This window comes from Pseudomonas sp. RtIB026 (assembly GCF_016861355.2).
Lineage (GTDB): Bacteria > Pseudomonadota > Gammaproteobacteria > Pseudomonadales > Pseudomonadaceae > Aquipseudomonas > Aquipseudomonas peradeniyensis.
In genome coordinates this window covers 5,159,594-5,182,806 of sequence record NZ_AP023348.2, presented here as the reverse complement: position 1 = coordinate 5,182,806, position 23,213 = coordinate 5,159,594, and the positions used below count along the sequence as shown (strand labels likewise).

The following is a 23,213-nucleotide window of genomic DNA, read 5'->3' as shown; positions in this document are numbered from 1 at the left end:
GGTGGGCGGACCGGAGCGGGTCCGCCAATGGAGTGTTCAGGCGGGCTGCTGGCTGGCTGCGAGCGCATCGCCGGCGGGCTCTGCCTTGCTGCGTTCGGCCTTGCGCATCTCGATGCTGGAGAAGTCCATTTCCCTGTAGCGCACCACCCTGGAACCTGTCATCAGCTTGTGCCCGAACCAGACCACCACGAACAGCACCAGACCGACGTAGGTGGCGAAGGCGCCGATCCAGTCGATCTGCCCGCCGATGAATGCCTGGTAGTTCTGTCCGAGCATCACCACCATGCACAGGCCGAAGGCGAACAGTGGGCCGAACGGGAAGTACTTCGACACATACGGCAGTTTCGCCAGGTCGTTGCCATGGAACAGGTAGCCGCGGCGGAAGCGGTAATGGCTGATCGCGATACCCAGCCAGGCGATGAAGCCAAGCATGCCGGAGGTGTTCAGTAGCCACAGGTAGAGCTTGCCGGGGCTGAACAGGAAGCTCAGCAGGCACAGGCCGGCGACTGCGGCGGTGGCCAGCAGCGCCCAGACCGGCGTGCCGCTGCGAGTTACCCTGGCGAAGATGGCCGGCGCCTTGCGCTCCAGTGCCAGGCTGTAGAGCATGCGCGAGGAGGCGTACATGCCCGAGTTGCCGGCGGACAGCACCGAGGTCAGGATCACCGCGTTCATCACGGCGGCGGCGGCAAGCATGTCGGCCTTGGTGAAGATCAGGGTGAACGGGCTAATGGTGACGTCCGACAGTCCGTCCTTGAGCAGCCGTGGGTCGGTGTAGGGGATCAGCAGGCCGATCACGACGATGGTCAGCACGTAGAACAGCAGGATGCGCCAGAAGATCTGGCGTACGGCCTTGGGAATATTGCGCCCCGGGTTTTCCGTTTCGCCGGCGGCGATGCCCACGAACTCGGTGCCCTGGAACGAGAAGCCGACGATCATCGCCACGCCGATCAGCGCTGGCAGGCCGCCGGCGATGGGCGCGTCGCCGATCTGCCAGAGATGGGCGCCGCCGTCCTGGCCGCCTTCGAGGATGCCCAGCAGCATCAGCACGCCCACGGCGATGAAGATGATGATGGTGATGACCTTGATCAGGGCGAACCAGAACTCGGCCTCGCCGAAGAAGCGCACCGAGGCGACGTTGAGGGCGAACAGCAGTACCAGGAAGGCCGCGCTCCAGATCACCCCGGGGGTGTCCGGGAACCAGTAGAGCATGATGATCTGCACGGCCACCAGGTCCACGGCGATGGTCACGGCCCAGGAGTACCAGTAGTTCCAGCCCAGGGCGAAGCCGAAGCTTTCTTCGACGTAGCGCGAGGCATAGGTGGAGAACGAGCCGCTGACCGGCATGCACGCGGCCATTTCGCCGAGGCTGGTCATCAGGAAGTAGACCATTAGGCCGATCACCGCGAAGGCCAGCAGCGCGCCGCCGGGGCCGGATTGGGCGATGGTGGCGCCGGAGGAGACGAACAGGCCGGTGCCGATGGAGCCGCCGATGGCGATCATGTTCAGGTGGCGGCTGGTGAGCGTGCGTTTGAGGTGTCCGGAAGGCGGGGTTGCGGCAGTCAAACTTGCGTTGTTGTTCGAATGGGTCATGGGCAACCTATTGGATCTGCATTCGGGTGAGTTGTTGTTTTTGTTGTGATCTGACCACTTCCAGTTGCAGTTGACGGGCGCGGTTTGGGCGCCGGTCGGCCGGCGGCTTCTCCAGTGCCGCGGCGGTCGCGATTGCATTGATTGAAATCAGTATTGGCGTTGAAAGGTGTTCGCAACAAACGACAATTAGTTGCTACATCATTCCGTTTTGGAATGTTTGATTTCGTCGTTTTGATGATGTGCCAATGCGGGTGTTTGCACGTACTCATTTGAATTGCCCATTATTACTGGGGTGTATTGACGTCATTGTGGAGTGGAATATTGTCGTTTTGTAATTGTCATGAAATGTACGAAACAATATGGCAGAAATTTATTCATCATTGATGCAGCAAAAAACCGATACCTGGGGGCCAGATATCGGTTCTTGGGGGGGGCGTGTCCCTTCAAGCGGAGGGACTGGTGTGAGGGGCGGCCTTGTCGCGGGCTGTCAGCCTTCGTCAGGGCGAACCGTGCTGCTGCTGGCGGTCCGCTGTTGCTGTTTCGCCCGGGTGTCGGGAAGGTTGTCGAACGCGTGCAGCCCGTTTTTCGCGTACGGGTCGCCGATCCAGCGTGGGCTGGCGGTGAACGCTTCGTTGACCAGGCTCTTGGCCGGCTCGTAGCGGTCGTAGCTCAGGCCCGCCAGGTCGGACAGGGTGTGGATCAGGTGTGCGCTGCTATAGGGGCGGTTGGTCATCGACTGCAGGTCGCGCGGGTGCCCCGCCTGCCAGCTGGGCGAGGTCCAGAGCAGGAAGGGGATGGTGTACATCGGCCGGGTCGGGGCGGCCTCGTTGCGGCCGAGGCGATCATGATTGCCGGAGCTGTAGACGTCCTCGCCATGGTCGGAGAGGTACAGCAGGAAGCCGTTCGGTGTGCTGGCCGAATAGCGCTTGATCAGGTCGGACACGACGAAGTCGTTGTAGCGCACGGCGTTGTCATAGAAGTTGTAGGTTCGTACCTGGTCGGGGGACAGCGCCGCCGGCGCGCCGGTGTTGTCCTTGAAGTGGTCGAAACCGGCCGGATAGCGGTAGCGGTAATCCATGTGCGTGCCGAGCAGGTGAACGATGATCAGCTTCTTGCCGGCCGGGTCCTGCAGGGCTTTTTCGAAGGGCTCCAGCACCACGCTGTCGTACTGGCTGGCGTTCTGGTTGCGCTGGTTGTTCAGGTAGACCGGCACGTCCGTCTGTTGCGAGAAGGTGGTGAGCATGGTGTTGCGCTTGGTCATCGTCTGCTGGTTGGTGATCCAGAAGGTCTTGTAGCCGGCCTGTTTCATCAGGTTGATCAGCGACGGGTCGGTGAGGAAGCGATCAGGATGCTGTTCATCGCCGAACGTCAGGATTTGCTGCATCACTTCGATGGTGTACGGACGTGGCGAAACGACGTTGCGGAACACGGTGAGGCCCTTGTCGCTGGCGGCCAGGGCATCGAGGTTCGGCGTGGTGTCGCGGTCGTAGCCGTACAGGTGCATGTGCTCGCGGGTGGTGGACTCGCCCAGTACCAGCACAAGTGTGCGTGGCGCGTCGCCGCTGTTGTCCTTGAGGTCCTGCAGCGGCGGCAGGGCGGCATTCTGTTCCAGCAGGGCCTGCATGTTGTCGAGCTGCTGGCGGTACTGCCGGTAGCCGACCACCAGTTGCCAGGGCACCGCGGCCGCCATGCGCTGTTCGACCTTTTCCTGGGCGTCGGCGAAGCTGCGTTGCTGGGAGACCATCTGTTTGTAGAACGGGTAGCCCAGGGTCGCTGTCAGCAACAGGACGACCACCGGCAGGCGGCTGTACCGTGGCAGGGTGACCGGGCGTATGCGTCGCCACAGCAGCACGGCGATCGCGCTGTAGAGCAGCAGCCCCAGGCACAGCCAGATACTGAAGTACTGGCTGAAGTATTCCCCGGCTTCGGCGGTGTTGGACTCGAACATCACGAAGATGACGCTTTGCGAGAACTCCTGGCGGTAGATGCCGAAATAGCTCAGGCCGACCAGCGAGCTGGCCCACAACACCAGCCCGATCAGCGCGGCGAGGGGGCGGGTCAGGCGTGGCAGCAGCAGTACTGGGGCCAGCCACAGGCTGCTGAGGAACAAGGCGTCGCGAAAGCCGGCAAAGCCGGTGGTGCCGCTGAACAGCAGCAGGGCCTGGGTGACGCCGGAGAAGTACCAGAAGAACAGCAGGAGCCAGCCGAGGCCAGACCAGTCGATGGATTTGCTAGCGGGGGGAGTTGTACGGGACACGTGTGCCTCAGAGAGCGGTTGCCTGCCGGATCGGTTGGCAGGCGACGCTAAAGGGGGGAGCGTGAAAAGATCGTCAACAATTCATGAAAGTCCCGGAGAGACCGACGAGTGAGATACAAGTAACTTGCTCTTGTTGTTCGCTCTTGTTGTTCGCTCTTGTTGTTCGCTCTTGTTGTTCGCTCTTGTTGTTCGCTCTTGTTGTTCGCTCTTGTTGTTCGCTCTTGTTGTTCGCTCTTGTAGTTGCTGTTTGCTTTTGCTTCTAAGCGCGCGGTAGATCAGGCAACACCAATTGCGACTTCAGGAGGCCGAGCGGAGTTCTTGCGAAGGGAGGTGACGGGCATGGATGCCCGTCAAGCGCTGCGCCCCAGGATGGGGCGTTCAGCGCGGTCCTCCCGGGAGCAAGAACGGAGCGAGGGAACCCCGGAGCGAAGCGTAGGGGCCGGATGATGGAGCGAGGATTTTTTGGTTCCTTTTTGATCCTTCAAAAAGGGACCCGCCGTAAGGGCGGAAAGGTGACTATGCGTCACCATCGCAAATGAATGCGCATATAGATTTCAAAACAGACTATTTAAAAGTCAAAGTCAAAGTCAAAGTCAAAGTCAAAGTCAAAGTCAAATGCGGTCGGCGTCGGTTTTAATAGTTGTAAGTGCATTCATTTGCGATGTCGACGCATAGTCACCTTTTCGCCCTTACGGCGAGTTCCTTTTTGAAGGATCAAAAAGGAACCAAAAAATCCTCGCGGTATGACTCACCCACATGGGTTACAAATCAGTTCACGCACATAGGTAACAGTCTTTAACTGGCAGGGCCGGTTTTCGAGGATCTGACCATGCCTTGGCGAGAGCTGAAACCTATGGACCTGAAAATGCTTTTCATCGCGGATTACCTACAGGGGGCGCCCAGCTTCAGCGCCCTGTGCCAGGCCTACGAGATCAGCCGAAAGACCGGCTACAAATGGGTCGAGCGATATGAGAAAGAGGGGCCTTCGGGGCTGGAAGAACGCAGCCGCCGCCGGTTGACCCAGGACTGGATCGTGCCTGTTGCAGTTCGCGAAGCCATTATCGAACTGCGCAGTCGAGGCGAAACGGAACCGGGTCCGAAAAAGATCCAGGCTGCGCTGCAGGAGCGTTTCCCTGATCAGGCGCCGCCGTCGAAGACAGCGATCTACAACATCCTCAAGAAGGCCGAGTTGGTCAAACCACGCCGCTTACGTCAGCGGGTAGCGGTCTATCCCAAGCCCCTGGAGAAGGCAGAGTCGCCTAACCAACTGTTCAGTGCGGACTACAAAGGCCAATTTCTGACAGGTGCAGGCGTCTGGTGCTATCCGCTGACGATCATGGATCACGCCAGTCGCTTCCTGCTCGCCTGCCACAGCATGCCCAACACCAATCTTCTGGAAACGCAGGCCGTTTTCACCCAAGTGTTCCGGGAGAATGGCCTGCCTGAGCGGATTCGTACCGATAACGGTGTGCCGTTTGCCAGTAAGGGACGTGCGGGACTTTCCCAGCTGTCGATCTGGTGGCTGCGTCTAGGCATCATTCCCGAGCGCATTGCGCCTGGTCGGCCTGAACAAAATGGCCGCCACGAACGCATGCATCGGACGCTCAAAAGCACGCTACCATCGCCGCCGGCAGTGGCCTGGGAGGCTCAACAACGGCACTTTGATCGCTTCCGGCAGCACTACAATCACGAGCGCTTGCATGAAGCGTTGAAGCAGAAAACACCGGCGTCTTGCTACCAACCCTCGCCGCGCCCATTCCCTGAAAAACTCCCCGAGATGACCTATCCCAGCCATATTGAGAGCTTGCCAGCGGATAGCTGCGGCATCATCAACCGCCGCGGCTTGAGGATCTACGTAGGTTATGTGCTCAAGCACCAGACCATTGGCCTGGAGCAGGTTGGGGATGGCGTCTGGGATGTTATTTTCGGTCCCATCATCCTTGGCAGGGTCGATGTGCGAGATGCCACTGATGGTTATGTAACACTCAAGGTGTTGTCACCTATGTGAGTGAACTTTTGTGTAACCCATGTGGGTGACCCGTACATCGCTCCATTCATCCGGCCCTACGATTCGCTCCGGGTACCCTCACTCCGGCCTTGCTCCCGGGAGGGCCGCGCTGCAGGGCCCATCCTGGGCCCCAGCGCTTGACGGGCATCCATGCCCGTCACCTCCCTTCGCAAGGCCTGCGTTTGAACTGGCCTAATGATTTTGGACACCTTCATCGGGCGCTATGATGGCGCCCAATTGGAGGCAAAATCAGTGCGTAAATCTTATTCAAGAGAATACAAAGTCCAAGCTGCCGAAATGGTGCTGGACGGTGGGCAGTCAGTTCCTGAGGTCTGTGCCGCCCTTGGGCTGGGCCCTACCGCGCTTCGCCGCTGGGTTGATCAGGTGCGTGAAGAGAGAGCCGGTAAGGTACCTGCTGGAGCCAAAGCGATCACACCCGAGCAGCAACGAATTGAAGAACTCGAAGCGCTGGTTCGGCAAAAGGATCGGGATATCGAAATCCTAAAAAAGGCCAGTGCTCTCCTGCTTCGGGACTCCAAAGATCGTTCTCGCTGATCAACGAGCTGAGTGAGCAATACCCTGTTGTCGACTGCTGCCGCGTGCTTGGGGTTAAGCGCAGCAGTTTCTATGCGTGGCGCAAACGGCAAGGACGTGAAAACCCGGCCAGAGATGCGCTACGCCTGCTGGTAATCAAGCACTTCAACGCATCGCGAAGTGCTTCTGGCTCGCGAACCCTGGCGCAGGAATTGCGGCACGAAGGCCATGAAATAGGACGATACAAGGTGCGTGCGCTAATGCGTGAAGCTGGCCTGAAGTGCAAACAGCGCAGGCCGCACCGCTATCGGTCATCAGGGGCAGAAGCGTTGATCGCCGAGAATCAGCTGAAGCGCAATTTCAAGGTTTCGGCGATCAATGAGGTTTGGTGTGGCGATGTGACCTATATCCAGGTTGGCAGGCGCTGGCTGTACCTAGCCGCCGTGATTGACCTCTATGCCCGTCGCGTAGTGGGTTGGGCATTCTCGATGATTGCAGATGCCAACTTAGCTTGTAACGCCCTGCGCATGGCCGCTGAATCGCGGGGTAGGCCGGCGGGCGTAATGTTTCATTCAGACCAGGGCTGTCAGTACACCAGCCATAAATTCAGAGCCGCGCTCGATGAGTACAACTTGAACCAGAGCATGAGCCATCGAGGCCAATGCTGGGATAACGCTGCCATGGAGCGATTCTTCGGAGCATTGAAATCAGAATGGGTGCCGGCAGAGGGTTACGAGACCGAAGCGCAGGCACGAGTGGATATCCAGGCTTATCTGATGCGCTACAACCTCAAGCGCCTCCACAGCTACAACGGCTATGAAACGCCAGTAGCCATGGAGGAAAAGCTCAAGGCAGCGGCATGAACCTTAACCGGTGTCCAAAATTACTTGACCAGTTCAGTTCGGCCTCCTGAAGTCGCGAAGTTACGGGCGGCGCCTGGGCTGACGCAGCTGTCGCTAGTGGGGAAGGGGTTAACCTTGCGATCAAGATCAAGATCAAGATCAACCAACGGCTACACTCGGAACTGCTCCATCAATACCTGCTGCTGGTTGGCCAAACGGTTCAGTGCCTGGCTGATCCGCGCCGATTCGTCGGCCTGACCTGCCAACGACTCGGTCACATCACGTATCCCCGCCACGTTGCGGTTGACCTCCTCGGCCACGGCGCTCTGTTCCTCGGCCGCCGAGGCGATCTGCAGGTTCATGTCGGTGATCACCGCCACCGCCTCGCCGATCCGCTGCAGTGCCGGCAACGTCTGCTCCATCTGCGCGGCGCTGTCCTGGGCCTGACGCTGGCCGGCGTGCATCGCGCCGACCACGTCCTGGGTACCTTGTTGCAGCCCCTCGATCACCTGGCGGATCTCCTCCACCGAGACCTGCGTACGCTGGGCCAGGTTGCGCACCTCGTCAGCGACCACCGCGAAACCACGCCCGGCTTCGCCCGCGCGGGCAGCCTCGATGGCGGCGTTGAGCGCCAGCAGGTTGGTCTGCTCGGCGATGGCGCGAATCACCTCGAGCACCGAGCCGATCTGCTCGCCACGGCTTTCCAGGGCGCGGGCCTCGTCCATGGCCGCATTCATGCCGCCGGCCAGCTCGCCGATCGCCTCGCGGGTGGCGGACACTCGCGCCAGGCCATCACGGGTTGCCTGGTCGGCGCCGCGCGCCGCTTGTGCCGCCTGGGCGGCATTGTGGGCGACGTCGTGGGCTGTGGCGCTCATCTCGTTGGCGGCGGTGGCCACCTGCTCGATCTCGCGGTGCTGTAGCTGCATGCCGTCACTGGTCTGGCTGGCGATCAGCGCCGACTGGTCGGCGGTGCCGCGGGCCTCCTGCAAGGAGCCCTTGAGCTGGGCGATCACCGGCTGGAGCTTGTCGAGGAAACGGTTGAACCAGCCGGTCAGCTGGCCCAGTTCGTCGTTGCGGGCGTAGTCCAGGCGCCGGGTCAGGTCGCCTTCGCCACTGGCAATGTCCTTCAGGCGCGCGGCCACGGCCAGGATCGGCCGGGTCACGCCACGGGCGGTCAGCCACACCAGCAGCAGCCCCAGCACGGCAGCGCCCAGGCCGATCAGCAGGCTGACCAGGTTGGCGCTCTGGTTCTGGCTGTCCAGGCGTTGGTTGAGGGCGACGGCGGGGGCCTGCAGCACCTGTTCGGGCAGCTCGAGCAGGACCTGCCACGGCGCCGCGCCGGGGATCGGGGCGAAAGGCCGGGAAATGCGCATGGTGCCGCCGTCCAGACGCTCGACCGCCTGCCCGGCGCGCAGCGAGTCGGCCAGGGCGGCGGCGCTGGCGCCGAAGGCCTGCTGCACGGTCTTGCTCAGCTGGCTGGCGTCCTGGCTGTGGCCGGCGAGCAGGCCTGAAGGGCTGACGATGCTGACCTGGCCCTGGCCATCGAACAGCTCCTGGCGGCCGGCCAGGCTCAGTCGCTGCAGATTGTCCAGGCCGATGTCCAGGCCGACCACGCCCACCACCTTGCCGTTTTCCAGCAGCGGCAGGGCGATGCTGGTCATCAGCACCTGGTGGCCGTTGACCTCGTCGAAGTACGGGTCGAGCACACAGGCCTTGGCGGTCTCCAGCGGGCAGGTCAGCCAGCGGTTGTAGGGCGAACCATTGGCGCCGATGCTGGTGTCGGCAAGCATCGACTCGGGCATCGCCTCCATCTCGAGGTTGCCGGTGCCGGGCTGCGACCAGTACAGGGAGAAGCGGCCGCTGTCGTTGCTGCCGTTGTCGACCTGGCCGACGAAGCGAGCGTCCTGCTGGTCCAGGGCGTTGGGTTGGAACACCAGGTACAGACCGATCAGGTCGGCGTTGCCAGCCAGGGCGGCGCGCGCCTCGCGGCTGAGTTCCGCGCGCAGGTCGGCGCCGCCGCGGGCCTTGAGCGCCTGCACCAGGCGGGCGAAGCCGTTGCCGTACTGGTAGGCGTCCATGAAGTAGCGCTGGATACGCAGGGCCTGGGTCTCGCCGTGGGCCTGCAGGCGCAGGCGGGCGCTGTGGTCGAGCAGCTCGGTGTTGGCCTGGAACACCTGCTCGGCGCTGCGCCGGGCCTGGGTGAGCGAGGTGGCCACCAGCAGGGCGACGATGGCCAGCAGGCACAGGCCGGCAAGCAGGGTGATCTTCCACTGGATGGAGAGACGGCGCAGCAACATGGGCTTTTCCTTCTCGGGCAAACAGGACGCCCGCGGTCAGGCGGGCGTCGGCGGGGTCAGTCGGCGATGCAGTTCGGTGGCGCTACCCTGAAGGCCTTGGTCAGCCAGGCCAGGTAGAGCACGCCAAGCAGGGCCCAGACACCGCCGAACAACAACGAGTGTTCGTTCAGGTCCAGCCACAGCGAGACGATGATGCAGAAGCCTATCGTCGGCGCCACCAGATACTTGAGGTTGTTCGTCAGGCCCTTGTTCCGGCCCTCGCGGATGTAGCAATGGTTGATCACCGACAGGTTGACGAAGCTGAATGCCACCAGTGCGCCGAAGTTGATCACCGAGGTGGCGGTGACCAGGTCGAAGAAGATCGCCGACAGCGAGATCAGGCCGACCACGGCAATGTTCAGCACCGGGGTCTTGTAGCGCGGGTGCAGGCGGGCGAATACCCCGGCCGGGATCACGTTGTCGCGGCCCATCACGTATAGCAGGCGCGACACGCTGGTCTGCGAGGCCAGGCCCGAGGCGATGGTGTTGATCACCGTGCAGGCGATGAACACCGATTGGAACAGCTTGCCGCCGACGTACAGGGCGATTTCCGGCAGGGCCGCTTCCTGGTCATGGAAGCGCGCCATGGTCGGGAAGTAGGCCTGGATGAAGTAGGACACGCCGATGAACACCACGCCGCCGATCAGCGCGGTGAGGAAGATCGCCCGGGGGATGGTCTTGCCCGGGTCGCGGGTCTCTTCCGACAGGCAGGTCACCGCGTCGAAGCCCAGGAACGAGAAGCACAGGATGGTCGCGCCGGCGGCCAGGGCGGCGAACTGGGTCTGGTCGTCGGCGAACGGCACCAGGTTCCAGGCGGTGCCCAGCCCTTCGCCGTGGTCCAGGCCACGCCAGCACAGGTAGATGAATACACCGATGATCGCCACCTGCACGGCGACGAACAACAGGTTGAAGTGCGCCACCAGGTTGACGCTGCGCATGTTGATCAGGCTGATCAGGGTGACGAAACCGGCCACCCACACCCAGGCCGCTACCTCGGGGAACATCGCCGAGAGGTAGAGCTTGGCCAGCAGCGCGTTGACCATGGGCAGCAGCAGGTAGTCCAGCAGCGACGACCAGCCCACCAGGAAGCCCACGTGCGGGTTGATGGCGCGCTGGGTGTAGGTATAGGCCGAGCCCGATTGCGGGAAGCGCCGCACCAGGGTGCCGTAGCTCACGGCGGTGAACAGGATACCGGCCAGGGCCAGGAGGTAGGCGCTGGGCACGTGCCCGGCGGTGATGCCGGAGACGATGCCGAAGGTGTCGAACACGGTCATCGGGGTGAGGTAGGCCAGGCCGATGATCACCACATGCCAGAGACGCAGGGACTTGCGGAATTGGGCGTTGCCGGGGGCGCTGTGGTCAGGCTGCATGCGGGCGCTGCTCCTTGATCGAAACAACGGGCACGGCGTATGACGGGCACGACAAGGTCGAGCGGATGGGCTCCATGTTGTTCACCTTTTATGTTGGAGCTGCGGGGTGCGCGAAATAAACAACGATGGTCGTTTGAGTGTCAAGTTAAACATGACAGAGTGCCAAGTGGATGGAAGGTGAATCGGTTTATTTGGCCGTTATGCATTGCTTTTGGCCGATTGAGCAGATCGTAAGTCGATTTTGATGTTCGTAAAAATTGACAATTTTTCTTTGGCAAACCAAGTGCCCGGCTGTGCGTCGACACACAAAATGCCTCACGCATTACCGCGTGGGCCGGGTGCCAATGGTATTCTTGCCATCTGCGCGCGGCCTCGTTTCCGTGGACCGCTCAAACGACCTCCTTATGGACAGCAATCGGTTCTATTCATGAAGAAATCAGTAGGCATCCTTTCCGGTCTGGCCGTGGCCATCGCCGTCGCAACCACCACTGGCGCCTGGTACACCGGCAAGCAGTTGCCCGCGGAGCTGGAGCGTTCCGTCGCCCGCGGCAACGAAGAGCTGAAGAAAGCCCTGGCCGGCAACGGCGGCAGCATGACCATCGAGCTGGTCTCGCTGGACCAGCACTTCTTCACCAGCACCGCGCACTACCGCCTGAAGGCCGAGAATGTGCAGCTCGGCGAAGCCGAGGCATTGAACTTCCAGGTGGGCGTGACCGACCAGATCGAGCACGGCCCGTTCCCCTGGTCGCGGGTCAAGGCCTTCAAGTTGATGCCGGTCATGGCCACCAGCAACAGCACGCTGGACAAGGATGACTTCACCAGCGGTTGGTTCGCCGCCGCCGGCGACAAGCCGCCGGTCACCGCCCAGGTCAGCCTCGGCTATGGCGGCAGCGTCGACAGCGACATCCGCCTGGCGCCAGTCACGATCAAAGAGGACGGCGGCAATGTCCTGGACTTCTCCGGCCTGCAGCTCGCGCTGCGCGGCGACCGCGAAGGCAAGGCAGTGGAGATCCACAGCAGCGCCGAGCACCTCGAGCTGAACTTCGTCGACGAGCAGCAGGCGCCGGTGAAGATCCTGCTCAACGGCTTCAAGGCCGGTGGCAAGCTCACTGAGACCGCCCACGACATGGTCTATGTCGGCAACTTCGACCTGGCCCTGGCCGACACCCAGGTGACCTTCGGGCCGAAGCAGGAAGTGCTGGTGCTCAAGGGCCTGCAGCAGAACAACTTGTACAACGCCGAGGGCGAGGCCAAGGACAAGCTGGCCGGGCGCCTGGAATACAAGGTCGACGACATCAGCTACGCCGGCCGCAAGGTGGGCAGCGCAGAGATGGTCCTGACCATGAAGTCCATCGACATTCCGGCCATGCAGGCGCTGATGGAGTGGTACCAGACCCAGCTGCCGCAGATGCAGCAGGCCGCCGCTGATGGCGAGGCTCCAGCGCTGGAGATGAGCCCCGAGGAGCAGGCCAAGGTCCAGGGCGACCTGCAGAAGCTGCTGGTGGCCAAGCCGCAGGTGGCGGTGGAGAAGCTGGCGTTCAAGACCGCCAATGGCGAGAGCCACTTCAATCTGGCGATGGATTTTGCCAGCCCGAGCTCGTTCGACCTGCCGCCTGACCAGTTGGGCAAGCAGCTGCTGACGCAACTGAAGGCCAAGCTCAGCGTTTCCAAGCCGATGGTCGCCGACCTGGCCACCTTGCAGGCGCTGCTCGAGGGCGAGACCGATGCCCAGGCCATCGCCCAGCAGTCCAGCCAGGCCGGTGAGATGGTCGGCATGATGGCGCTGCAGAGCGGCATGGCCACGGTGCAGGGAAGTGATGTGGTGTCGAGCCTGCAATACGCCGACGGCATGGTCGACTTCAACGGCAAGAAGATGACCGTCGAAGAGTTCGCCATGCTGATCAGCGGCCACCTGGCGGCACTCCAGCCGCAGGGCTGATCGCTGGCTCGCGGTCCCTTTCGCGGGGCAAGCCCGCTCCCACGAAGTCGCCATGAACTGGATGGCTTCGTGGGAGCGGGCTTGCCCCGCGACTGCATTGGGGCGGCCAACGCAAAAACCCCTTTTGCATCCCTCCGATTGCCTGTAGCCTTCGCGTCCGATAAGAATCCGCGCCCGCAGAGGGGCCGAGACGCTGGCCGTCCGGCACCATTAGCCGATCTGCCAGGGCCGGGTGATACACTCGACTGACGCGCTCAAGCGCCCCGCAGGTCCAGCGATCATGACCCAGATTTCCGAACGCCTGTTGGTCCAGGCCCACCTCGATGCCAAGCAGCCCAACCCGCTGACGCCCGCGCAGGAGGCCGAATACCGTGCGGCCATCGCCGCCGAGCTGAAAAAGCAGAACGCCGTGCTGGTGGCCCACTACTATTGCGACCCGGTGATCCAGGCCCTGGCCGAGGAAACCGGCGGCTGCGTGTCCGACTCGCTGGAGATGGCGCGTTTCGGCAAGAACCACCCGGCGCAGACCGTGGTGGTGGCGGGTGTACGTTTCATGGGCGAAACCGCGAAGATCCTCACCCCGGAAAAACGTGTGTTGATGCCCACCCTGGAGGCGACCTGCTCCCTCGACCTGGGCTGCCCGGTCAAGGAGTTCTCGGATTTCTGCGACCAGCATCCCGAGCGCACCGTGGTGGTTTACGCCAACACTTCCGCGGCGGTGAAAGCACGGGCCGACTGGGTGGTGACCTCCAGCTGCGCCCTGGAGATCGTCGAAAGCCTGATGGACAACGGCGAGACCATCATCTGGGGGCCGGACCAGCACCTGGGCCGCTATATCCAGAAGCAGACCGGGGCCGACATGCTGCTGTGGGACGGTGCCTGCATCGTTCACGAAGAGTTCAAGTCGCGCCAGCTGGCCGACATGAAGGCGCTGTACCCGGACGCGGCGATCCTGGTTCACCCGGAGTCTCCGGAAGCGGTGATCGAACTGGCCGACGCGGTGGGTTCCACCAGCCAGCTGATCAAGGCGGCGCAGACCCTGCCGAACAAGACCTTCATCGTCGCCACCGACCGCGGCATCTTCTACAAGATGCAGCAGCTGTGTCCGGACAAGGAATTCGTCGAGGCGCCGACCGCCGGCAACGGCGCGGCCTGCCGCAGCTGCGCGCATTGCCCGTGGATGGCGATGAACACCCTGGAACGCACGCTCGACTGCCTGCGCAAGGGCAGTAACGAGATCTTCGTCGAGCCTGCGCTGATTCCCAAGGCGATCAAGCCGCTGAACCGCATGCTCGACTTCACCCAGGCGGCGCGGTTGAAGTTATCAGGCAACGCCTGACATCACCTTGTAGGAGCGGCCTTGCGCCGCGAAAGGGCCGCAGAGCGGCCCCAGGATGTTCAGGGTCACGCAAAAAACAGGGGCCGCTCTGCGGCCCTTTCGCGGCGCAAGGCCGCTCCTACAGGGTTATCGGTTCTGACGCCTAGCGGCCCATCATCTCCTTGACCATCCGCTGCTGCTCCATGATCTCGCGCTGGCGCTGGTCGATCTGCGAGGCCAGCGGGAAGTTGCTGCCCGAGCGGCGCTTGGCGTAGTCGAGCTGCTGGATCGCCTGGTCGAAGTCGCCAACCAGGGTGAAGTACTCGGCGCGGGCGCGGTGCAGGCCGATGGTGTTGCCCGACAGCCCTCGCACTTCGGCGACGTCGTACCACACGTCCGGGTCGTCCGGGCGGTTCTTGACCAGGTCGTCCAGCACCTTCTCCGCCTCGGCCGGCTTGTTCTGCTTGATCAGCAGGTCGGCGCGCACCTGTTTCAACGGATAGTTGGCCGGGTACAGCGCCTGCATGCGCTGGGCGCGTTGCTGAGCGTCGGCCAGGCGGTTGTTGGTGATGTCCAGGTCGATCTGCGCGAGGTTGTAGGTAATGTCGTTGGGCGCCTTGGCCAGCAGCGGCTTGAGGTTCTCCCGCGCTTCGTTGAGCTGGCCACCCTTGATCTGTGCCAGCGCCAGGCCATAGCGCGCGGCGTCCATCTGGGGATTCTCGTCGAGCTGGGCGCGGAAGCGCTTGGCGGCCAGGCCCGGGGTGCCTTCATAGGTGAGCTGTACCCGTGCACGAATCAGCTGGTAACGCAGGCTGTCCTCGACGCCCCCCTTGGGCGCCTGCTCGGCACGGTTACGGGTATCGGCTACCCGCGACTCGGTCACCGGGTGGGTAAGGAGGAATTCAGGCGGCTTGGCGTCATAGCGGTACTGGCGCGCCAGGCGTTCGAACATGCTGGGCATGTTGCGTGGGTCGTAACCGGCCTTTTCCAGGTTCTGGATACCAATACGGTCGGCTTCCTGTTCGTTCTGTCGGGAGAAGCGCCGCTGCTCCTGGATCGCCGCCGCCTGGGTGCCGGCAATCACACCGATGCCGGCATCGCCGCCACCGCCGGCGGCCAGGACGATACCGGCAAGCAGCGCGGCCATCATGGGCAACTGCATGCGCTGCTGGGCTTCGACGCCACGGGCGAAGTGGCGCTGCGACAAGTGCGCCAGTTCGTGAGCCAGCACCGAAGCATACTCGCCTTCGGTCTGCGCATTGAGGAACAGACCGCCGTTGACCCCGACGATGCCGCCGGGCGCGGCGAAGGCGTTGAGTTCCTTGCTGTCGATGAGGATGAACTCCAGGCGCCGGTCCTGCAGCTGGCTGGTCTCGGCCAGTTTGTACACGCTGGTCTCGACGAAGTCTTTGAGCTGCGGGTCGTTCAGCTGGTTGACCTGGCCGCGCAACAGGCTCAGCCAGGCGCGACCGAGCTGGTGTTCCTGTTGCGGCGAGACGATCGCGGAGCTGGCGTCGCCCAGTGACGGCAGGTCGTCGGCGTGGCCGGGAAGGGCCATCAGGCAGGCCAGCGTCAACAGGGTAGGGCGCAGTAGATTCATGCAGAAGCTCGCGTCGGTCAAAAGCCTTACTGTAGCCGGGTCGCGCGATGCCGACCAGTGGCGGTATCCTACCAGACCTTTCTGTCCATACCCCGGAGACGCGCCCGATGAGTGACACCCCGACCAGCGACGCCGAGCTCGACGCCAGCGGGCTGAACTGCCCGTTGCCGCTGCTCAAGGCCAAGATGGAACTCAATCGCCTGGCCAGTGGCGCGGTGCTCAAGGTGATCGCCACCGACGGCGGCTCCCAGCGCGACTTCCGCACTTTCGCCCAGCTGGCCGGTCATACGCTGCTGCACGAAACGGCCGAGGCCGGCGTGTACACCTACTGGCTGCGCAAGGCCTGAGTCTTTCCCAAGGATCGTCAATGTTCAAAGTGCTTCGCGACTGGATGCAGCGCTACTTCTCCGACGAGGAGGCCGTGGTGTTGGCGGTCCTGCTGTTCCTGGCCTTCACCGTGGTGCTGACCCTGGGCGGCATGCTCGCGCCGGTGCTGGCGGGCATGGTCCTGGCGTTCCTCATGCAGGGGCTGGTCAATGCCCTGGAGCGCTTGAAGGTGCCCTCCAGGCTGGCGGTCTGGATGGTGTTCGCCCTGTTCATGGGCGCCCTGGCGGTGTTCATGCTGGTGCTGGTGCCGCTACTCTGGCATCAGCTGATCACCCTGTTCAACGAACTGCCGGGGATGCTCGGCAAGTGGCAGTCGCTATTGTTGCTCCTGCCTGAGCGCTATCCGCACCTGGTGTCGGACGAGCAGGTGCTGCGCGCCATCGAATCGGTGCGCGGCGAGATCGGCAAGTTCGGCCAATGGGCGCTGACCTTCTCGCTGTCGAGCCTGCCGTTGCTGGTCAACGCCATGATCTACCTGGTGCTGGTGCCGATCCTGGTGTTCTTCTTCCTCAAGGACCGCGAACTGATCGGGCGCTGGGTCAGCGGCTATCTGCCGCGTGAGCGCACGCTGCTCAACCGGGTGGGCGATGAGATGAACCGGCAGATCGCCAACTATATCCGCGGCAAGGGCATCGAGATCCTGATTTGCGGGATCGCCACCTATATCGCCTTCATCAGCCTGGGCCTGAACTATGCCGCCTTGCTGGCGCTGCTGGTGGGCCTGTCGGTGGTGGTGCCCTATGTCGGCGCGGTGGTGGTGACGGTGCCGGTGACGCTGATCGCGCTGTTCCAGTGGGGCTGGGGTGACCAGTTCATCTACCTGATGGCGGTGTACGCAATCATCCAGGCGCTCGATGGCAACGTGCTGGTGCCGCTGCTGTTCTCCGAGGCGGTGAGCCTGCACCCGGTGGCGATCATCTGCGCGGTGCTGCTTTTCGGCGGGCTGTGGGGGTTCTGGGGGATCTTCTTCGCGATCCCGCTGGCGACGCTGTTCAAGGCAGTGCTGGACGCGTGGCCGCGGCAGGACAGGTCTGTGGCGCCGATGTTGTAGGTCTGGGGCTGCTTTGCAGCCCTATCGCGGCACAAGGCCGCTCCTACAGGGGAACGCGATTCCTGTAGGAGCGGCCTTGTGCCGCGATAGGGCGCAAAGCGCCCTCAAGATCTCAAGCCTTATCGAGATTCTGCGCCGCCGCCAACACCGCATCCACATGCCCCGGCACCTTCACCCCACGCCATTCCTGGCGCAGCACACCGTCCTTGTCGATCAGGAAGGTGCTGCGGTCCACGCCCAGGTATTCCTTGCCGTACAGCTTCTTCAGCTTGATCACGTCGAACAGTTGGCACAGCGCCTCGTCCTTGTCGCTGATCAGCTCGAAGGGAAACGCCTGCTTGGCCTTGAAGTTCTCGTGCGACTTGATGCCATCGCGCGACACGCCGAACACCACGGTGTTGGCGGCCCGGAACGCCGCGTGCTGGTCGCGGAATCCCTGGCCCTCGGTGGTGCAGCCCGGGGTGCTGTCCTTGGGGTAGAAGTACAGCACCACCTGCTGGCCCTTCAGGTCAGCCAGGCTGACGGTCTGGCCGCTGGTGGCCTGGACCTGGAAATCGGCGACGGGTTGGTCGAGTGCTACGGCCATGGGGGTTTCCTTACATGGGGTTCTGTGGGCGCCACGGTTCGATCAGCGCGTCCAGGTTCAGAGCGTCGGCGAAGTCGAGGAACTGGTCGCGCAGCCAGCTGATCTGGGTGCCGGCCGGCAGGATCACGGTGAACTGGGCGTTGAGCATGCTGCTGCCGGTTTGCGGCGCGAGGTAGGTGTCGCAGGTCATCGCTTCGAGCTCGACGCGGTGGTCGAGGAAGAACTGGCACAGCTCGTTGATGATGTCCGGGCGATAGGCGGCGCTGACGTAGGCCACGTAGGGCAGGGCCTGCGGGCGCACTTCCTGATCGGCGCTGCGCACCACGTCCAGGGTCAGGCCGTGCTTCTTGCCCAGGCCCGGCAGGGTGGCTTCGAGGCGGGCCAGGGCATCCCAGCTGCCGCCGACCTGCAGCACCAGGGCGCTGGTCTCGCCGTGGCGCGACAGGCGCGAGGTGACCACCGCACAGCGGTTGTCGAAGGCCGCGCGGCTGAGAACGTTGGCCAGCTCCATGGGGTTGGGGCCCAGGGCGCTGATGACGAGGAATTGTTCGCGAACGGTGGGGGTGGACATGCAGCATTCCTAAAGCGATGAGCGGTCGATGCAGGACGGGGGCAAAGCCTCCTTTTTCAGCAGGGCCCGGGCCGGTTTTGGCGGCTGTGGACGCAGGCCGGGAGCACTGTCGACGGCCCGGCGGGCCGTGCTGCACCGATCAAAGGATCAAGGGTAGCGAAAAGCGGCGCGAAGGGGAATGCTCCGCCCGCCTGCTTCGCTTGTGCAAGGCCGATGGCGCCAGTACCATTACCGCTCTCTTTTTCCGGCAGGAGCAGTTACATGATTGCGGGCAGTATGGTGGCATTGGTCACTCCCATGGATGCACAAGGGCGTCTGGACTGGGACAGCCTCGACAAGCTTGTAGACTTCCACCTGGAAAACGGCACCCACGCGATCGTAGCTGTCGGCACCACCGGCGAGTCCGCCACGCTGGATGTCGAAGAACACATCCTGGTCATCAAGCACGTGGTCGAGCGGGTCAAGCACAGCAAGAAGCGGATCCCGGTGATCGCCGGTACCGGTGCCAACTCCACTGCCGAAGCCGTGCACCTGACCAAGAACGCCAAGAATGCCGGCGCCGACGCCTGCCTGCTGGTGGTCCCGTACTACAACAAGCCGACCCAGGAAGGCCTGTACCAGCACTTCAAGCACATCGCCGAAGCCGTCGACATCCCGCAGATCCTCTACAACGTGCCCGGCCGCACCTCCTGCGACATGCAGGCCGACACCGTGATCCGTCTGTCGAAGGTCAAGAACATCATCGGCATCAAGGAAGCCACCGGCGACCTGGTCCGTGCCAAGGCCATCCTGGACGGCGTCGACAAGGACTTCATCGTCCTGTCCGGCGACGATCCGACCGCCGTCGAGCTGATCCTGATGGGCGGCAAGGGCAACATCTCCGTCACCGCCAACGTCGCCCCGCGCGAAATGGCCGACCTGTGCGAGGCCGCCCTTGAGGGCAATGCCGAGAAGGCCCGCGCGATCAACGAAAAACTCATGCCGCTGCACAAAGACCTGTTCTGCGAAGCCAACCCGATTCCGGTGAAATGGGCGCTGGTGCAAATGGGCCTGATGCAGCAGGGCATTCGCCTGCCACTGACCTGGCTGAGCGAAGGCTGTCACGAAAAAGTCCGTACTGCCTTGCGCCAGTCCGGCGTACTGGTTTAATCGAGGAAGTACACCGCATGAAGCGACTGGCTGGTCTTTCCGCTCTCGCCCTGATCATCTCCAGCACCAGCGGGTGCGGCTGGCTGTGGGGCGAGGATGGCTATTTCCGCGACCGTGGCAGCGACTACCTGCAGGCGCAACCGACCGCGCCGATGCAGCTGCCGCCGGACGCCAGCAACGTCAAGCGCCTGGATCCGCTGCTGCCGATCCCGCGCAACGTGGCCGACGATCGCGCCACCGGCGAGTTCGAGGTACCCCGTCCACAGCCGCTGTCGGCCACCGCCGACATCAGCGATTTCAGCCTGCAGCGCAGCGGCAACAGCCGTTGGGTGCTGGCCCAGCGCTCGCCCGCCGAAGTCTGGCCGGTGACTCGCCAGTTCTTCGAGGACAACGGATTCCGCATTGCCGAAGAACGTCCGCAGACTGGCGAATTCAACACCACCTGGCAGCGTTTCGACGAGCTGTCGGCCTCCCTCGGCCAGCGCCTGGCCAGCACCTCCAGCAGCCCGGACAGCGAAGTCCGTGTGCGTGTGCGCATGGAACCCGGCGTGCAGCGCAACACCTCCGAGGTGTATGTGGTCAGCGTCGAACGTCCGGCCGGCAGCACTGCCGAGCCTGACTTCCCGTCCGCCTCCAGCAACACCGGCACCGACGCCCTGCTGGTCGACGAAATGCTCGCCAGCATGAACCGCAGCGCCGAGAAGGGCGGTTCGGTCTCGCTGCTGGCCGCGCGCGACTTCGATGCCCCGAGCCAGGTCAGCCTGAGCGAGGACGGCAGCGGCAACCCGGTGCTGTTCCTGGGTTCCGACCTGGACCGCGCCTGGTCCGGCGTCGGCCGCGCCCTGGAGCAGGGCGAGTGGCGTGTCGAGGACATCAACCGCAGCCTGGGCCTGTACTACATCAACCTGTCCGAGAAACCCGACGACAAGCAGAAGGAGCCTGGCTTCTTCAGCCGCCTGTTCGGCAGCGAGCCGAGCAAGGAAGAGCGTGAAGCCCGTGCCGAGCGCTACCAGGTGCGCCTGAGCAAGGTCGGCGACAACGTCCAGGTGACCGTCGAGAAGAACATCAACACCGTGGCTCCGGCCGATGTCGCCCGCCGCGTGCTGAGCGCGATCCAGGACCACTTGGGCTAAGTGCGCTTCGCGGTTCTAGGAAGCGGTAGCCAGGGAAACGGCACGCTCGTCGCCAGTGGTGAAACCTTCATCCTGGTCGACTGCGGCTTCTCCCTGCGCGAGACCGAGCGGCGCCTGGCGCTGCTCGGGGTATCGGCCGCGCAGCTGAGCGCGGTGCTGGTGACCCACGAACATGCCGACCACGTGCATGGGGTGGGGTTGCTCTCGCGCCGCTACAATGTACCGGTCTACCTCAGCCAGGGCACGTTGCGCGGCATGCGCAAGCCGGTGGAGGTGACCGGTTTTCTCGGTTGTGGCGATGTGCTGCAGATCGGCGATCTCAAGGTCAGCGCGGCACGGGTCGAGCATGACGCCTACGAGCCGCTGCAGTACGTGATCAGTGATGGTCGCCGGCGTTTCGGCATGCTCACCGACCTGGGCAGTTACGACGCCCGGCTGTTGGAGCGCTATCAGGGGCTCGATGCCCTGCTGATCGAGGCCAACCACTGCCGCGACCTGCTGGCCCGCGGGCATTACCCGCACTTTCTCAAGCTGCGGGTCGGCGGCAGCCAGGGACATTTGAACAACCACCAGGCCGCGAGCCTGGTGGCCGAGTTGGGCTGGCAGAACCTGCAGCACCTGGTGCTGGCCCACCTCAGCAGCAAGAACAACCTGCCACATCTGGCCCGCCAGTGCTTCGTCGACGCCCTCGGGTGCGATCCGGACTGGCTCCAGGTGGCGAATCAGGAACATGGGCTCGACTGGCGCCAAATCGCCTAGCCCACCCACTCAAGCAAGCGGAGCCCATCATGGAAAAACGCGACGAACTCTACCGCGGCAAGGCCAAATCGGTTTACCAGACCGACGACGCCGACCGCTTGATCCTGCTGTTCCGTAACGACACCTCGGCGTTCGACGGCAAGCGCATCGAACAACTCGACCGCAAGGGCATGGTGAACAACAAGTTCAATGCCTTCATCATGCAGAAGCTCGAAGAAGCTGGCGTGCCGACCCAGTTCGACAAGCTGCTGGGCGACAACGAGTGCCTGGTGAAGAAGCTCGACATGATCCCGGTCGAGTGCGTGGTGCGCAACTACGCCGCCGGCAGCCTGGTCAAGCGACTGGGCGTGGAGGAGGGCATCAAGCTGGAGCCGTCCACCTTCGAGCTGTTCCTGAAGAACGACGAGAAGGGTGACCCCTTCATCAACGAATCCCACGTTGTCGCCTTCGGCTGGGGCACCGCCGAGCAACTGGTCGAGATGAAGAAGCTGTCGCTGAAGGTCAACGAAGTGCTGAGCAAGCTGTTCGACGACGCAGGCCTGCTGCTGGTCGACTTCAAGCTGGAGTTCGGCGTGTTCCACGGCCAGATCGTTCTGGGCGACGAATTCAGCCCGGACGGCTGCCGCCTGTGGGACAAGGAGACCCGCAAGAAGATGGACAAGGACCGCTTCCGCCAGGGTCTGGGTGACGTGATCGAAGCCTACGAAGAAGTTGCCAAACGCCTGGGCGTGCCGCTGTAAGCGGCGCGTTCACGCAAGCGCCTGATACCACGCGAATTTTTTTCAAAAAAGGTTTGCCAGAAACGAAATCGCTGGTATGATGCGCGCCATTGGAGAGATGCCGGAGTGGTCGAACGGGACGGATTCGAAATCCGTTGTACTGGCAACAGTACCTAGGGTTCAAATCCCTATCTCTCCGCCATATGCGAAGTAGTCGGAGCCCCCGAAAACGTTGAGTTTTCGGGGGCTTCGTCGTTTCAGGGGGGCGCATGAAGGCAGTTTTAGGGCAGATGGAGCGGTTTGCCTTTACTCGTCGGCAGCGATGTGAACTGAGGCGGGGGCCTCTATCGCAAGTGACGACAGGGGCGGGATAGCGATGTCGCCTTTACCTGTTTGATAGAACGTCACGCTCAGAGCCGCCACCGTTACGCCCAGCGCAACAGCGGTAAGCATGGCTCCCCAGATATTCAGCTTCAGACTCCCCAATCGATCGATGTCGCGGCGCACACCTGCGATCGAGTCGTCCAAGCGCTTGTCGCGCTCACTCTGGGCAACGAGAAAACCATCGATTTTCGACGCGATGGCTTCTACCCGCGCGTCCATCTTGATCTCGATGGTCTCGAGCTTGGCGTTGAGTTCGTCACGGGGCAGGTCATTCATGGTTACGGTATCAATCTTCTCTGATGGCGAGTCATGTCTACCCAGGCTCATGCCTGCTGCATAAAGCCGTTGAAAATAGTTGGCCCAGGGCGCCTGCAGCCGGCTGTCTGGCATATCGTTTTGAGACATCTACGCCCTCCGCTTCGAATAGCGCCTGAAGCACCACGCTCTGCTCGTCCATGGTCTTCGATGCTGTTGGGCATCGTCCATACGGCTTGTGGGGCATCTGCAATGTTCTTGATGGTGCTGTCGATGTGGCAGCGATGAACAGAGCCTAGAGCGGTACCTGGTCAACGGCAATGCTTCGGCGGGCCTGGAAGCCCGATTCGGAAATGGACTACTCGCAACAGGGCGATAGGCTGTATAGCCAAATGCCACCGTTTGCGTACCTGCCGCGCCTTGTA

At 62.8% G+C, this 23,213-nt stretch carries 18 protein-coding genes, 1 tRNA gene and 2 pseudogenes; 12 read left to right on the top strand and 9 right to left on the bottom strand.

The genetic code is table 11. From position 1 onward, the window contains the following. Window positions 1-36 precede the first annotated feature (36 nt). Both PRtIB026_RS23120 and PRtIB026_RS23115 read right to left on the bottom strand, forming a co-directional pair. Window positions 37-1,590: an amino acid permease gene (locus tag PRtIB026_RS23120; RefSeq protein ID WP_203651272.1), complete on the bottom strand. Its 1,554-nt coding sequence runs from the start codon at window positions 1,588-1,590 to the stop codon at window positions 37-39. Window positions 1,591-2,077: 487 nt separating this feature from the next. Then, the gene (locus PRtIB026_RS23115) at window positions 2,078-3,847 is read right to left on the bottom strand and encodes a phosphoethanolamine transferase CptA (RefSeq protein WP_203651273.1); all 1,770 of its coding nucleotides are present in this window, start codon (window positions 3,845-3,847) and stop codon (window positions 2,078-2,080) included. A gap of 829 nt (window positions 3,848-4,676) precedes the next feature. Between PRtIB026_RS23115 and PRtIB026_RS23110 the strand changes: the two genes are divergently transcribed. The 3 genes from PRtIB026_RS23110 (at window position 4,677) to PRtIB026_RS23100 (ending at window position 7,252) form a co-directional block, all read left to right on the top strand. Next, a complete protein-coding gene (locus tag PRtIB026_RS23110; protein ID WP_203647529.1) occupies window positions 4,677-5,855 on the top strand; it encodes an integrase core domain-containing protein in 1,179 nt (392 codons plus the stop codon). 195 nt (window positions 5,856-6,050) lie between these two features. Further along, the gene (locus tag PRtIB026_RS23105; RefSeq protein WP_075043813.1) at window positions 6,051-6,410 is read left to right on the top strand and encodes a transposase; all 360 of its coding nucleotides are present in this window, start codon (window positions 6,051-6,053) and stop codon (window positions 6,408-6,410) included. Then, window positions 6,407-7,252: an IS3 family transposase gene (locus PRtIB026_RS23100; RefSeq protein ID WP_324256565.1), complete on the top strand. Its 846-nt coding sequence runs from the start codon at window positions 6,407-6,409 to the stop codon at window positions 7,250-7,252. The genes PRtIB026_RS23105 and PRtIB026_RS23100 overlap by 4 nt, the downstream gene beginning before the upstream one ends. 149 nt (window positions 7,253-7,401) lie before the next feature. Here the strand turns inward: PRtIB026_RS23100 and PRtIB026_RS26755 are convergent. The 3 genes and pseudogenes from PRtIB026_RS26755 to PRtIB026_RS23090 all read right to left on the bottom strand — a co-directional run. Beyond that, window positions 7,402-7,908, bottom strand: a pseudogene (locus PRtIB026_RS26755) (methyl-accepting chemotaxis protein); the annotation flags it as partial. Between the two features lie 399 nt (window positions 7,909-8,307). Further along, window positions 8,308-9,309 (bottom strand): annotated as a pseudogene (locus PRtIB026_RS26750) (PDC sensor domain-containing protein); the annotation flags it as partial. A 275-nt stretch (window positions 9,310-9,584) separates the two neighbouring features. Continuing rightward, window positions 9,585-10,937 carry an APC family permease gene (locus tag PRtIB026_RS23090; RefSeq protein WP_203651277.1) on the bottom strand — a complete coding sequence of 451 codons (1,353 nt, stop codon included), beginning with the start codon at window positions 10,935-10,937 and terminating at the stop codon, window positions 9,585-9,587. Between the two features lie 427 nt (window positions 10,938-11,364). Here PRtIB026_RS23090 and PRtIB026_RS23085 point away from each other — a divergent pair, with 427 nt between their 5' ends. Together PRtIB026_RS23085 and nadA are read left to right on the top strand one after the other, a co-directional pair. Next, complete coding sequence (locus PRtIB026_RS23085) at window positions 11,365-12,876, top strand: YdgA family protein (RefSeq protein ID WP_203651279.1); 1,512 nt, start codon at window positions 11,365-11,367, stop codon at window positions 12,874-12,876. Window positions 12,877-13,156: 280 nt separating this feature from the next. After that, on the top strand, window positions 13,157-14,215 hold the full coding sequence (gene nadA / locus PRtIB026_RS23080) for a quinolinate synthase NadA (RefSeq protein ID WP_203651281.1): 1,059 nt from the start codon (window positions 13,157-13,159) through the stop codon (window positions 14,213-14,215). Window positions 14,216-14,357: 142 nt separating this feature from the next. Here the strand turns inward: nadA and PRtIB026_RS23075 are convergent, their stop codons facing one another. Beyond that, window positions 14,358-15,794, bottom strand: coding sequence for a M48 family metalloprotease (locus PRtIB026_RS23075; protein WP_203651283.1), 1,437 nt, complete (start codon window positions 15,792-15,794; stop codon window positions 14,358-14,360). A gap of 107 nt (window positions 15,795-15,901) precedes the next feature. On the opposite strand from PRtIB026_RS23075, the gene PRtIB026_RS23070 reads away from it, so the two are divergent. Together PRtIB026_RS23070 and PRtIB026_RS23065 are read left to right on the top strand one after the other, a co-directional pair. Further along, window positions 15,902-16,141 (top strand): sulfurtransferase TusA family protein, encoded by a 240-nt coding sequence (locus PRtIB026_RS23070; RefSeq protein WP_028692991.1) that lies wholly within the window; start codon window positions 15,902-15,904, stop codon window positions 16,139-16,141. A 20-nt stretch (window positions 16,142-16,161) separates the two neighbouring features. Next, on the top strand, window positions 16,162-17,232 hold the full coding sequence (locus PRtIB026_RS23065) for an AI-2E family transporter (protein WP_203651285.1): 1,071 nt from the start codon (window positions 16,162-16,164) through the stop codon (window positions 17,230-17,232). 112 nt (window positions 17,233-17,344) lie between these two features. Here the strand turns inward: PRtIB026_RS23065 and PRtIB026_RS23060 are convergent, their stop codons facing one another. Next, the gene (locus PRtIB026_RS23060; protein ID WP_203651287.1) at window positions 17,345-17,818 is read right to left on the bottom strand and encodes a peroxiredoxin; all 474 of its coding nucleotides are present in this window, start codon (window positions 17,816-17,818) and stop codon (window positions 17,345-17,347) included. A gap of 10 nt (window positions 17,819-17,828) precedes the next feature. Beyond that, a complete protein-coding gene (locus PRtIB026_RS23055) occupies window positions 17,829-18,389 on the bottom strand; it encodes a glycine cleavage system protein R (protein ID WP_028692994.1) in 561 nt (186 codons plus the stop codon). Window positions 18,390-18,650: 261 nt separating this feature from the next. On the opposite strand from PRtIB026_RS23055, the gene dapA reads away from it, so the two are divergent. The 5 genes from dapA to PRtIB026_RS23030 all read left to right on the top strand — a co-directional run bounded on the left by dapA (window position 18,651) and on the right by PRtIB026_RS23030 (window position 22,351). Then, entirely contained in the window at window positions 18,651-19,538 is an 888-nt protein-coding gene (gene dapA / locus PRtIB026_RS23050) for a 4-hydroxy-tetrahydrodipicolinate synthase (RefSeq protein WP_203651288.1), read from the top strand. Window positions 19,539-19,555: 17 nt separating this feature from the next. Continuing rightward, the gene (gene bamC, locus PRtIB026_RS23045; RefSeq protein WP_046856746.1) at window positions 19,556-20,671 is read left to right on the top strand and encodes an outer membrane protein assembly factor BamC; all 1,116 of its coding nucleotides are present in this window, start codon (window positions 19,556-19,558) and stop codon (window positions 20,669-20,671) included. After that, window positions 20,672-21,430, top strand: a complete 759-nt coding sequence (locus PRtIB026_RS23040) for an MBL fold metallo-hydrolase (protein ID WP_203651289.1) — start codon at window positions 20,672-20,674, stop codon at window positions 21,428-21,430. It abuts the gene before it with no gap. Between the two features lie 29 nt (window positions 21,431-21,459). Beyond that, entirely contained in the window at window positions 21,460-22,170 is a 711-nt protein-coding gene (purC, locus tag PRtIB026_RS23035; protein WP_016392503.1) for a phosphoribosylaminoimidazolesuccinocarboxamide synthase, read from the top strand. A 91-nt stretch (window positions 22,171-22,261) separates the two neighbouring features. Further along, window positions 22,262-22,351 (top strand) — tRNA-Ser (locus PRtIB026_RS23030). 104 nt (window positions 22,352-22,455) lie between these two features. On the opposite strand, the gene PRtIB026_RS23025 is transcribed toward PRtIB026_RS23030, so the two are convergent. Continuing rightward, a complete protein-coding gene (locus PRtIB026_RS23025; protein WP_203651290.1) occupies window positions 22,456-22,938 on the bottom strand; it encodes a hypothetical protein in 483 nt (160 codons plus the stop codon). Window positions 22,939-23,213 lie beyond the last annotated feature (275 nt).

Excerpts from the sequence above, each read along its gene's own strand:
- PRtIB026_RS23120 (WP_203651272.1), bottom strand. The coding sequence starts at position 1,590 with ATGACCCATTCGAACAACAACGCAAGTTTGACTGCCGCAACCCCGCCT.
- PRtIB026_RS23110 (WP_203647529.1), top strand. The coding sequence starts at position 4,677 with ATGCCTTGGCGAGAGCTGAAACCTATGGACCTGAAAATGCTTTTCATC.
- PRtIB026_RS23105 (WP_075043813.1), top strand. The coding sequence starts at position 6,051 with ATGATTTTGGACACCTTCATCGGGCGCTATGATGGCGCCCAATTGGAG.
- PRtIB026_RS23090 (WP_203651277.1), bottom strand. The coding sequence starts at position 10,937 with ATGCAGCCTGACCACAGCGCCCCCGGCAACGCCCAATTCCGCAAGTCC.
- PRtIB026_RS23085 (WP_203651279.1), top strand. The coding sequence starts at position 11,365 with ATGAAGAAATCAGTAGGCATCCTTTCCGGTCTGGCCGTGGCCATCGCC.
- nadA (WP_203651281.1), top strand. The coding sequence starts at position 13,157 with ATGACCCAGATTTCCGAACGCCTGTTGGTCCAGGCCCACCTCGATGCC.
- PRtIB026_RS23075 (WP_203651283.1), bottom strand. The coding sequence starts at position 15,794 with ATGAATCTACTGCGCCCTACCCTGTTGACGCTGGCCTGCCTGATGGCC.
- PRtIB026_RS23070 (WP_028692991.1), top strand. The coding sequence starts at position 15,902 with ATGAGTGACACCCCGACCAGCGACGCCGAGCTCGACGCCAGCGGGCTG.
- PRtIB026_RS23065 (WP_203651285.1), top strand. The coding sequence starts at position 16,162 with ATGTTCAAAGTGCTTCGCGACTGGATGCAGCGCTACTTCTCCGACGAG.
- PRtIB026_RS23060 (WP_203651287.1), bottom strand. The coding sequence starts at position 17,818 with ATGGCCGTAGCACTCGACCAACCCGTCGCCGATTTCCAGGTCCAGGCC.
- PRtIB026_RS23055 (WP_028692994.1), bottom strand. The coding sequence starts at position 18,389 with ATGTCCACCCCCACCGTTCGCGAACAATTCCTCGTCATCAGCGCCCTG.
- dapA (WP_203651288.1), top strand. The coding sequence starts at position 18,651 with ATGATTGCGGGCAGTATGGTGGCATTGGTCACTCCCATGGATGCACAA.
- bamC (WP_046856746.1), top strand. The coding sequence starts at position 19,556 with ATGAAGCGACTGGCTGGTCTTTCCGCTCTCGCCCTGATCATCTCCAGC.
- purC (WP_016392503.1), top strand. The coding sequence starts at position 21,460 with ATGGAAAAACGCGACGAACTCTACCGCGGCAAGGCCAAATCGGTTTAC.
- PRtIB026_RS23025 (WP_203651290.1), bottom strand. The coding sequence starts at position 22,938 with ATGTCTCAAAACGATATGCCAGACAGCCGGCTGCAGGCGCCCTGGGCC.